The sequence below is a fragment of the Saccharomonospora halophila 8 genome (assembly GCF_000383775.1).
Taxonomy (GTDB): Bacteria; Actinomycetota; Actinomycetes; order Mycobacteriales; family Pseudonocardiaceae; genus Saccharomonospora; species Saccharomonospora halophila.
Genome location: NZ_KB912506.1, coordinates 49051 through 59307, shown reverse-complemented (window position 1 = coordinate 59307; position 10257 = coordinate 49051). Strand labels below are relative to the sequence as shown.

Annotated in this window: 10 protein-coding genes and 2 tRNA genes; 5 read left to right on the top strand and 7 right to left on the bottom strand. The window is 69.6% G+C overall.

What is annotated here, in order from left to right:
* Window positions 1-1301, bottom strand: a 1301-nt coding sequence (locus SACHA_RS25010) for an N-6 DNA methylase (protein ID WP_083935792.1), incomplete at its 3' end; no start/stop codon positions are given.
* 128 nt (window positions 1302-1429) lie between these two features.
* On the opposite strand from SACHA_RS25010, the gene shbA reads away from it, so the two are divergent.
* A complete protein-coding gene (gene shbA, locus SACHA_RS0106285; RefSeq protein WP_019808076.1) occupies window positions 1430-2008 on the top strand; it encodes an RNA polymerase sigma factor ShbA in 579 nt (192 codons plus the stop codon).
* Between the two features lie 61 nt (window positions 2009-2069).
* Here the strand turns inward: shbA and SACHA_RS20610 are convergent, their stop codons facing one another.
* Window positions 2070-3605, bottom strand: a complete 1536-nt coding sequence (locus SACHA_RS20610) for an MFS transporter (protein WP_198010104.1) — start codon at window positions 3603-3605, stop codon at window positions 2070-2072.
* A gap of 98 nt (window positions 3606-3703) precedes the next feature.
* Between SACHA_RS20610 and SACHA_RS20605 the strand changes: the two genes are divergently transcribed.
* Together SACHA_RS20605 and SACHA_RS0106270 are read left to right on the top strand one after the other, a co-directional pair.
* On the top strand, window positions 3704-4348 hold the full coding sequence (locus SACHA_RS20605; protein ID WP_051110103.1) for a TetR/AcrR family transcriptional regulator: 645 nt from the start codon (window positions 3704-3706) through the stop codon (window positions 4346-4348).
* A 174-nt stretch (window positions 4349-4522) separates the two neighbouring features.
* Window positions 4523-4735 (top strand): site-specific integrase, encoded by a 213-nt coding sequence (locus SACHA_RS0106270; RefSeq protein WP_019808071.1) that lies wholly within the window; start codon window positions 4523-4525, stop codon window positions 4733-4735.
* Window positions 4736-4785: 50 nt separating this feature from the next.
* Here the strand turns inward: SACHA_RS0106270 and SACHA_RS0106265 are convergent.
* Window positions 4786-4858: transfer RNA gene (locus SACHA_RS0106265), tRNA-Lys, on the bottom strand.
* A gap of 210 nt (window positions 4859-5068) precedes the next feature.
* Between SACHA_RS0106265 and SACHA_RS0106260 the strand changes: the two genes are divergently transcribed.
* Window positions 5069-6280 (top strand): L,D-transpeptidase, encoded by a 1212-nt coding sequence (locus SACHA_RS0106260; RefSeq protein WP_028662941.1) that lies wholly within the window; start codon window positions 5069-5071, stop codon window positions 6278-6280.
* 103 nt (window positions 6281-6383) lie between these two features.
* On the opposite strand, the gene SACHA_RS0106255 is transcribed toward SACHA_RS0106260, so the two are convergent.
* From SACHA_RS0106255 to orn, 4 genes are all read right to left on the bottom strand, one after another.
* On the bottom strand, window positions 6384-7526 hold the full coding sequence (locus SACHA_RS0106255) for an acyl-CoA dehydrogenase family protein (RefSeq protein ID WP_019808068.1): 1143 nt from the start codon (window positions 7524-7526) through the stop codon (window positions 6384-6386).
* Window position 7527: 1 nt separating this feature from the next.
* Entirely contained in the window at window positions 7528-8391 is an 864-nt protein-coding gene (locus tag SACHA_RS0106250; RefSeq protein ID WP_019808066.1) for a 3-hydroxybutyryl-CoA dehydrogenase, read from the bottom strand.
* A 251-nt stretch (window positions 8392-8642) separates the two neighbouring features.
* Window positions 8643-8718, bottom strand: a tRNA-His gene (locus SACHA_RS0106245).
* Window positions 8719-8788: 70 nt separating this feature from the next.
* On the bottom strand, window positions 8789-9397 hold the full coding sequence (gene orn / locus SACHA_RS0106240; RefSeq protein ID WP_019808064.1) for an oligoribonuclease: 609 nt from the start codon (window positions 9395-9397) through the stop codon (window positions 8789-8791).
* Window positions 9398-9503: 106 nt separating this feature from the next.
* Between orn and SACHA_RS0106235 the strand changes: the two genes are divergently transcribed.
* A complete protein-coding gene (locus SACHA_RS0106235) occupies window positions 9504-10247 on the top strand; it encodes a M50 family metallopeptidase (RefSeq protein WP_028662940.1) in 744 nt (247 codons plus the stop codon).
* Window positions 10248-10257 lie beyond the last annotated feature (10 nt).

The window sequence follows — 10257 nt, the reverse complement described above, 5'->3', positions numbered from 1 at the left end:
AGGGACCGGCCGAGGTCGGCCAGTGCCCGGCCCAGCTCCCGCCGGGTCGCGTCGAGTTCGGCCGCGTCGAGCTCGGTCCGCGGCTGCGGGAGCTGCCGGGCCGGGGTCAGGTCGACGTCCTCGTCGAGCAGGTCGATCGGTTCCACGCTCTTCCGCCGCCCCGCGATCTCGGAGACCGTGCCGGTGTCGCGGAATTCCCGCCACGCGTCCAGGACGTCGTCGGTCAGCGCGGCCCAGTCCACCCGGCCGCGGCGTCGTGGGGCGTGATGTCCCGCGTCGACGAGCAGGACCGGCTCGGCACCACCCGCATCCGGGTTCTTCAGAACCCACAGATGGATGGCGATGCCGGTCGACATCAGGACCCCGGCGGGCAGGGCCACTACGGCACGGACCGCTCCGCGGCGTAGCAGGGCCTGCCGGATGGCCCGCCCCGGTCTCCGGGAGGCCACCCCTGCGGGGAGCGCGAGGACCGCGGTGCCGCCCGGTCGCGTGTGGGCCAGACAGTGTTGCACCCAGGCGAGTTCGGGTTCGCCCTTCACCGGGAATCCGTACTCCCAGCGCGGGTCGAGCCCCAGCTGTTCGTGTCCCCAGTCCCGGTACCCGAACGGCGGGTCGCACAGCACGGTGTCCGCCCGCAGGTCCGGGTAGCCGTCGGCGCGCAGGGCGTCGCCCTCGCAGACGCCGCCGTCGGCGTGCAGGCCGAGACGGGCGTCGGCGAGGCGGGCCAGGGTGGGATCGACCTCCTGCCCGAACACCGTGCCGACGCCGGTGCGGGCCGCCGCATGCAGCAGGTTGCCCGCACCGCAGGCGGGGTCGAGGACCGTGGTCCCGAACGGTGCGGCCAGGTCGACCATCAGCCCCGCAAGCTCGGGTGGTGTCACCAGATGCTGGCGTTGCTGGCGCTCGAAGAGCCACGTACACAGCTGCTCGACCAGTTCGGCCGGTGACCCGTCGTCGGTAAGTGCGTCGACCGCCTCCCGGATCCGTGGTTCGCGCGGTGGCTCGGCCGTGTCCGGATCGCGGAGATAGGCCGTCACCGCGGTGACCAGTTCGGTGGGATCGGCCTCCCCCCGGTGCGCCTCGAGGACCCGCCACAGCGCGTCCTCCGAGGAGTCGGCCGCGAGTTTGCCCTGCGCGCGGAGCCACTGCTCGACCTCGGGCAACCGGAACGCCGGGTTCGCACCGGACCCGACCACCGGCTCGGGGAAGTCGGTGTGCCGTCGCCGCCAGTTGCTCACCGCCGCACGGCCCACTCCCGCCATCCGGGCGATCTCCGCCGCGGTCACCAGGCTCTCTGACATACCCACCTCCACTGGAACGACCGTTAGCCTAGCACAACTGAAATACCGTGTTGACTGTGAACACAGTCGTATGCTTAGCTCTCAACGTCAACAAGGACACAGGACGTTTCTTTCACCCGGAGCTACACATGACTGCGTGTCTGCAACCCCCTGACGAGCACTCGCTGACCCGCGCGGCGGCGGGCGGTGACCGGGACTCGCTGGCGGAGCTGCTCCGCCGGGTCGAGCCGAAACTGCTGCGGTACTGCCGTGCCCGCATCGGCGCGGCGCAGAGCACGGACGCGGGCGCCGAGGACGTCGTCCAGGAGGTGATGCTGGCGGCGATGGACGCGCTGCCCCGGTACCGCGCGGACGGGGCCGGCTTCGAGGCCTACGTCCTCGGCATCGCCCGGCGCAAGGTCGCCGACTTCCACCGGGCGAACCGGCGGACCGTTCCCACGTCGACGGAGGACCTGCCGGAGACGACCGACGACCGTCCGGGGCCCGCTCAGTCGGCTGTGGACAGTGAGTGCCGGACGATGGTGTGCGCCCTGCTGCACCGGCTGCCGCAGAAGCAGCAGGACATCCTGACGATGCGGGTCGTGCTGGGGATGTCTGCCGAGGAGACCGCGCGGGCGCTGAACAGCACGTCCGGGGCGGTGCGGGTGTCCCAGCACCGCGCGCTGGAGAAGCTGCGCGCACTTCTCGGCAGGCCGACCACCGGGTGACGCACGACACCGCGTCCGGCAGGCCACGACGGCCGTAGCGGCAGAGGTGCAGGTGCGGTTATCAGCAATGCTCCTCGGAGCGGGCTGGGGGAGCCAGGACGAGGACCGCGAGGCCGGCGAGGAAGACGATGACGGCAGCGATCACCATAGCTTGCGCGGTACCGTCGACGAAGGCTTGCTGGGCGGCGGTGGCGATCTGGCGACCCCGCTCTCCGAGGCCGGTGATCTGCGGGGACCGGGTGGCGGCGACCGAGGCGTTGAGTGCTTGGGCTGCGGGGGCGGGTAGGTCGGCGGTGAGACCGGCGATGCCGTCGCGGTAGCTGCTCGTCATGGCGGCCCCCAGGATGGCGATGCCGATGGCGCTGCCGAGTTCGCGGGCGGTGTCGTTGACGGCTGAGGCGACTCCCTGCTTCGTACGGGGCAGGGAGGCGGTGATCGCGGTGGTCGCCGGTGTGCCCGCGATGCCGGCGCCCGCGGCGAAGATCACCAATCCGGCGACCAGCACCCCATACTCCAGATGGTGCTGCAACGTCGACATGATCAGCAGGCCGCCGCCGAGGAGTGTGAGTCCGACGAAACCCATGAGGCGGAAGCCCAGCCGCTCGGCGATGACCGGCGCGCGTCGGGCGGTAGGGATCAGCACCAGCGGCAGCGGCAGCAGCCGGACGGCGGCCTCTAGCGGGGAGTAGCCGGCCACGAACTGCAGGTACTGCAGGACCACGAAGAAGAACCCGAACATCGCGAAGAACTGCACAGTGATCGACAGGCTGCCGGCGCTGAACCCGCGTAGGCGGAACAGGCGTGGGTCCAGCAACGGGGCCGGGCTGTGCCACTCCCAAGCGAGGAAGCCCAGGATACCGACGATCCCGACACTCAGGCCGGTCGCCGTTACCGGGTCGCCCCAACCGCGTTCGGCACTCTCGATAATGCCGAATACCAGTCCTGCCACCCCTACCAGCGAGAGCACGCCACCGACAACGTCGAGCGGCGAGGCCGACTCCTCGCGCGAGCCCGGCACGAAGGCGAGGGTTCCGAGCGCGCCGAGGCCTGCGAGCATGACGTTGAGCCAGAAGAAGGAGTTCCAAGAGAAGAACTCCAGCAGCGCACCGGTGGCGAAGAGCCCGACTACGGCGCCGGCACCGGCGATCCCGACCCAGACCCCGATCGCGCGGGGTCGTTCCTGCGGCGGGAACGACGTGGTGATTACCGACAGAGTCGTCGGCATGATCCCGGCTGCGCCGAGTCCCATGAAAGCACGCAGCGCGATCAGGTTCTGGGGGTCGGTGGTGAAGGTCGCTGTCGCGGCGGCTACACCGAAGATGAACAGGCCGACGATGAGGATGCCGCGCCGGCCGAAGCGGTCGCCGACCGCACCGGCCAGGAGCAGGAGTCCGGCAAAGACCACGGTGTAGGCATCGACGATCCAGGTCAGTTCGGTCTGTGAGGCGCCGGTGTCGCGTGCCAGCTCCGGGAGCGCGACGTTGAGACCACTGACGGCCGACACCACGGTCATCAGCGCGAGCCCGACGGTAATGAGGATCATCGCCCGCTGACGGGAGGACGTGGCGACGGGCTCGACGGGCACAGAATTCATCATCTGTAGAGTTTCCTGTCCACCTGCGGCTGCGTCAAGTCGAGCTGGTCGGCCGCGTAACTTTGGGCTCGGTCTCTTGTCGGAAGTAGAGGGTGGTCGAGATGGAGCCGAAGCCGGCGGCCGGTGAATCCGGGGCTGCTAACGGGTCAGGGGAGACCGCGCCCCGTCGTCGTACCGGGCGGCGTCCCGGTGAGAGCGGAACGCGGGACGCGATCGAGCGCTCCGCGCAAGCGTTGTTCGCAGCCCGCGGTTTCGATAGCACGACGGTGCGGGCCATCGCCGCCGACGCCGGCGTCGACCCAGCACTGATCTCCCACTTCTTCGGCAGTAAGCGGGACCTGTTCGTGGCGGTACTCTCGCCGCCGGAGGAGCTACTGGCGCGGATCCCTTCTGTGGTGGAGGGGCCGCTGGAGACGCTGGGTCCACGGCTGGCGGCGGTGATGATCGAGATTCTCGGCGACGAGGAATTGGGCAGTCAAATCGAGGCACTGGTTCGCACCGCCGCAAGCGAGCCGGAGGCAGCCGGAGTGCTGCGTGAGAACATTTCCGTCCATTTGATGGGACCGATCGCAGAGCGGTTGACCGCTCCGGACGCGGAACTGCGTGCCAATCTCGTGGGAGCGACGATGGCCGGGCTGGTCCTCGCCCGACGAATCCTGGCCGTGGAGCCGGTCGCCTCTGCCGAGCCCGACCGGGTCGCGGAGCTTCTCGCGGATGGCCTGCAGAGTTACCTCAGCGGTGCCTGAGCGTCGCGTTCTTGCACGGCGGCGAGGGTGCTCTCCGGCGCCCGGGGGCTCGCAGGTGCAGCGCAGGCACACCCGGCCCGACAGTTCGACCCTGAACTCACTCGTCACAGGAAGCGTCGCGACGCTGCTCGCACCGCTGGGGCAGGGTACTTCACGAGCTCCGGCCCATACCCGGTGACTTCGCACATCTTCCGGAAGACGTGCGCGACCATCCTCGACGCGGCGCAGTTCACGCCGCGGCGGATCGCCGACCAACTCGGCCATGCGCGGCCGTCGCTGACTGAGGATGTGTCCGTGGCGCGGAAGGTCGCGAACCCGGACACCGCTGACGTTCTGAATGCGGAACTGGGTACGGAGTCAACGTCCAAAGAGTTGGGTTCCGGTTGACTCCGCCCCGAACGCAGAAAATCCCCAAGTCCAATGACCTGGGGATTCGGTGCGCCATCAGGGACTCGAACCCCGAACCCGCTGATTAAGAGTCAGCTGCTCTGCCGCTTGAGCTAATGGCGCTCGCCGGATCGGGCCGATCTCCCGGCTCCGTGCGGCGATGTCGTAAACAGTAGCACGCCCTGTGGTGGCCGCGACGCGGCCCCCCGGTCTTTCCGGCGATGTTGAGCGGAGGACACAAGTTGGTGAAGTCGTCCCCCGCGAAGTGCCCGGTGCGACAGACTCGCGCTCACACGTTCGGGGCAAGTATTTCGCGAGAACAGGTGAGTTGCAATGGCACGTCGGGGTGGACAGTTGCCATGGCGGGGTGGCCGAGTGCTGTCCCTGCTCGTGGTTGGCGTCGTGGTCGCGGGGTGTGGTGGGGGCGCCGCCGACGAGGCGGCCGCGCCGTCGGCGTCGTCGGCGGCCACGCCCGTGTCGACCGCCCTGCCCGAGCCGGTGAGCCTCGCGCTGTCCGTCTCCGACGACGGTACCGACGTCGAGCCCGGGCAGCCGGTGACGGTCAGCGCCGAACACGGCCGGATCACCGGTGGCTCGCTGATCGGCACCCACGGCACGAAGGTGGAGCACGAACTGCGCACCGACGGGGCGCTGTGGACCACGACCGAGCCGTTGGGCTACGGCAAGACCTACACACTCTCCGTCGAGGCCACGGGGGAGGACGGCGAGGCCGTCGAGAAGACCGCGACCTTCACCACGGCCACCCCCGCGCGCACGGTCGGGGTATACGTCAACGCCGCGGACGGTGAGACGGTCGGCGTGGGCATGCCGCTGATCTTCACGTTCACCGGCGACGTCCCGGACCGGGCCGCCGCCGAGGAGGCACTACGGGTATCGAGTGAGCCCGAGACCGAGGGTGCGTTCCGGTGGTTCGGCGACCGGAAGGTCATCTGGCGGCCGAAAGAATACTGGGAGACGGGTACCGAGGTCACCGTCGACGCCGCGATCTACGGGAAAAACCTCGGCGAGGGCACCTACGGCGCCGAGGACGAGAAGGTCGGGCTCACCGTCGGGGACAAGGTGGTCGCGGTCGCCGACGGGGAGAGCCACCGGATGGAGATCTCGGTCAACGACGAGAAGACCGAGACGTTCCTCATCTCGATGGGTAAGCCGTCCAGTTCCACCCCGAACGGCACCTACACGATGATGAGCGAACACAACGGTTACACCATGGACTCGAGCACCTACGGGGTCCCGACCGACAGCGCCGACGGTTACGAGACCTGGGTCGAGTACGCGGTGCGGTTGTCCAACAGCGGCATCTTCTACCACTCCGCGCCGTGGTCGGTCGGCGACCAGGGCAACCGCAATGTCAGTCACGGCTGCATCAACCTCGCCCCGCAGGACGCGAAGTGGCTGATGGACACCGGCAAGCGCGGTGACCTGGTGACCGTCGTCAACGGCGGGGACCAGACACTGGAGCCGACGGACGGGTGGAGCGTCTGGCAGATGTCGTGGAACGAGTGGACCTCGGACGCCTCCTGAACGGCACCGACGGAAAAGAGGCCCCCGTCCCCCACCTGTCACGAGGTGGGGACAGGGGCCTCTTCCGTGCCCGGCGCGCACACCGGGCGGTAGCTGGTGCGGTCTACTTCAGCAGGCTCCGGGCCATGACCATCCGCTGGATCTGGTTGGTGCCCTCGTAGATCTGGGTGATCTTCGCGTCCCGCATCATGCGCTCGACGGGGAAGTCCCGGGTGTAGCCCGCGCCGCCGAAGAGCTGCACCGCGTCGGTGGTCACCTGCATCGCGACGTCCGAGGCCTTGGTCTTGGCCGCGCTGGCCAAAAAGCTTGCCCGGGGGTCCCCGCGCTCGGTGGCCGCCGCCGAGACGTACACCAGGTGCCGCGCCGCCTCGATCTCGGTGGCCATGTCCGCGAGCATGAACTGCACGCCCTGGAAGTCACCCACCGCCTTGCCGAACTGCTTGCGCTCCTTGACGTAGTCCACGGTCGCGTCGAGCGCGCCCTGGGCGATGCCCAGCGCCTGCGCACCGATGGTGGGCCGGGTGTGGTCGAGCGTGGCTAGCGCGGTCTGCAGGCCGGTGCCGGGCTCACCGACGATGCGGTCGCCGGGGATGCGGCAGTCCTCGAAGTAGATCTCCCGCGTCGGCGACCCCTTGATCCCGAGCTTGCGCTCCTTCGGCCCGACCGAGAAGCCGGGGTCGTCGGCGTGCACGACGAACGCGGAGATGCCCTTGGCCTTCTTCTCCGCGTCCGGGTCGGACACGGCCATCACCGTGTACCAGCTCGACTCGCCGGCGTTGGTGATCCAGCACTTGGTGCCGTTGAGGACCCAGTCGTCCCCGTCCCGCCGGGCCCGGGTGCGCATGGATGCCGTGTCCGAGCCCGCCTCCCGCTCGGACAGCGCGTACGAGGCCGACGCCGCACCCGAGGCGATCGACGGGAGCACCTGCGTCTTCAGCCCCTCGGAGGCCGACAGCAGGATCGGCTGGGTGCCGAGCTTGTTCACCGCGGGGATCAGCGAGGCCGACGCGTCGACCCGGGCGACCTCCTCGATGACCAGGCAGGCGGCGACCGCGTCGGCGCCCTGCCCGTCGTAGTCCTCCGGGATGTGCAGGGCGTTGAATCCCGCCGAGGTCAGCGCGTCGGCCGCTTCCTGCGGGTAACGCTCGTTCTCGTCCACGTCGGCGGCGTGCGGGGCGATCTCCTTCTCCGCCAGTGCGCGCACCGCCGCACGCAGCTCCTCGTGCTCGTCGGACAGCTGGTACATCTCACTCTCCCCGGTAGTCGTAGAAGCCGCGGCCCGACTTCTTGCCGTACAGTCCCGCGTCCACCATGCGCAGCAGCAGTGGCGGCGGCGCGTACTGCGGTTCCCGGTACTCGGCGTAGAGGGAGTCGGCGACGGCCTTGGTGGTGTCCAGACCGATCATGTCGGCCAGCCGCAACGGGCCCATGGGGTGCGAGGCACCCAGCACCATCCCGTTGTCGATGTCCTCCGGGGTCGAGTGGCCCGCCTCCACCATGCGGATGGCCGAGAGGAGGTAGGGGACGAGCAGCGCGTTCACCACGAACCCGGCGCGGTCCGGGGCGCGGACCACGGTCTTGCCCAGCGTGGCGGCCAGGGCCTCGGCGCGCTCGGTCGTCCCGGAATCCGTCAGCAGCGACGGGATGATCTCCACCAGCTTCAGCACCGGGACGGGATTGAAGAAATGCAGGCCCACGACATTCTCGGGCCGCGAGGTGGCCATCGCCAGCCGCATGATCGGGATGGAGGACGTGTTCGAGGCGAGAACGGCGTCCCGGCGCCGCACGATCGTGTCGAGCTTGCCGAAGATGTCGAGCTTGACCGACTCGTTCTCGGCCACGGCCTCGATCACGACGTCCCGGTCCGCGCAGTCGCCGATGTCCACGGAGAAGGCCGTGCGGGCGAGCGCGGCGTCGCGGTCCTCGGCGGAGCGTTTGCTCTTGTCGACGGCACGCTGCATCGACTTCTCGATGCGGGCCCGTCCTGCGTCGAGCGCGGCGGAGTCCGCCTCGACCACGACCACGTCGAGGCCCGCGTTCGCGCTCACCTCGGCGATGCCCGAGCCCATCAGGCCCGCTCCGATCACGCCGACGCGCGTGATGTCACTCATCGCATTCCTTCCTGGCCGGTCCTCACGTTTCGCGCCATTTTAGTAGGACGGCCAACTTTTCGGCGGCACAGCCGTCTGCGATCCATCTCTCACACGGAGTGTCGCGGGAACGCGGGACACAACGGGGAGACCGCGGCACGCTCGTGCGTGCCGGAAACGGTCCGGGAGTGCTCGGACGCCGACGTCGCCGCCGACAAGGCGGCATGGGTCGGACGGCCACCGGAAGGCGGCGTAGGCCGGAACGGGGAAAGTGGGGTGAGTGACGGGACTTGAACCCGCGGCCCCCTGGACCACAACCAGGTGCTCTACCGACTGAGCTACACCCACCATGCGCGAGGCGCCTCAGCGCCTCGGCCGGATCAGCATAACGTGCCGCCGTGGCGGCGTCGCAACCGGGTTACTCCCCGCCGTCGCGCAGCACGTCACCGGCGACGGCGCGAGCCTCTTCACTGCTCGGGCCCGGGTGCGCGACGAAGGCGGTCCGGCGGTAGTACTCGAGCTCGCGGATGGACTCACGGATGTCGGCCAGCGCCCGGTGGGCGAGCCCCTTCTCCGGCTTCGCGTAGTAGATGCGCGGATACCAGCGCCGCACCAGCTCCTTGACCGAGGACACGTCGACCATGCGGTAGTGCAGGTGGGCGTCCAGGGCGGGCATGTCCCGGGCGAGGAAACCGCGGTCGGTGGCGATCGAGTTGCCCGCCAGCGGGGCCGTGCGCGGGTCGGGGACGTACCGGCGGATGTGGTCCAGTGCCTGCCGTTCGGCCTCGGCCAGGGTCATGGTCGAGGCCCGTACCTCCTCGGTCAGCCCCGACCGGGCGTGCATCGTGCGCACCACGTCCGGCATGTTCGCCAGCGCGTCGTCGTCGGCGTGGATGACCAGGTCCACACCGTCGCCGAGGATGTTCAGCTCGGCGTCCGTGACGAGCACGGCGATCTCGATGAGGGCGTCCTTGGCGAGGTCGAGCCCCGTCATCTCACAGTCGATCCAGACAAGACGGTCGGTCACCCGCGAAACCCTAACGGGTGCGGCGATGTGGTGCCGGTCACGCTCGATTCCCGGGTGCGTGCGATCCACCCGGGGAGCCGACACGGACCTGTGATGAGCTGGCGGGGTGACAACGACCGTGGAGCAGAACGCCGTGCGCGATGCCCTCGATCTCGATCTCGGTGCCGCGAGCACCATCGCCGTCGCCGCGGGGGTCGTCGCCTGCCTGATCGTGCTGGTGCGCACCCCGTGGCGGTTCGCGCGCAACGTGGTGACGATCGTGCACGAGGCGGGGCACGCCCTGGTCGCCCTGATGGCGGGACGGCGGTTGCAGGGCATCACCCTGCATTCGGACACCTCCGGCGTCACGGTGTCCCGCGGGAAGCCGAGCGGTCCCGGGATGGTCCTGACGACGCTGGCCGGATACCCGGCACCCGCGCTGCTCGGGTTGGGGTTCGCCGCTCTCGTGTCGGCGGACAGGCTCAGCGCGGTGCTGGGCGTCGCGGCGGCACTGCTGCTCGGCGTGCTCGTGCTGGTGCGCAACGCCTACGGTGTGCTGTCGGTGCTGCTGTCCGCGCTGGTCCTGGGTGCGGTCGCGCTCGGGGCCGGACCGGAGCTGCAGGCGGCGTTCGTCTCGCTGATGACGTGGTTCCTGCTGTTCGGGGCGGTGCGGCCGGTGACAGAACTGGTCGGCAAGCGCAGGCGCGGAGCGGCCCGGGACTCCGACGCCGATCAGCTCGCCCGCCTGACCGGGGTCCCCGCGGCCGTCTGGCTGCTGGTGCTGGGCGTGCTGGCGGTGAGCTGTCTGGTGGTGGGGGGCATGTTGCTGATCGAGCCCGCCGTCGCGCCCGCGACGGCGGGGCCGGGTTGAGGGGCGGCCC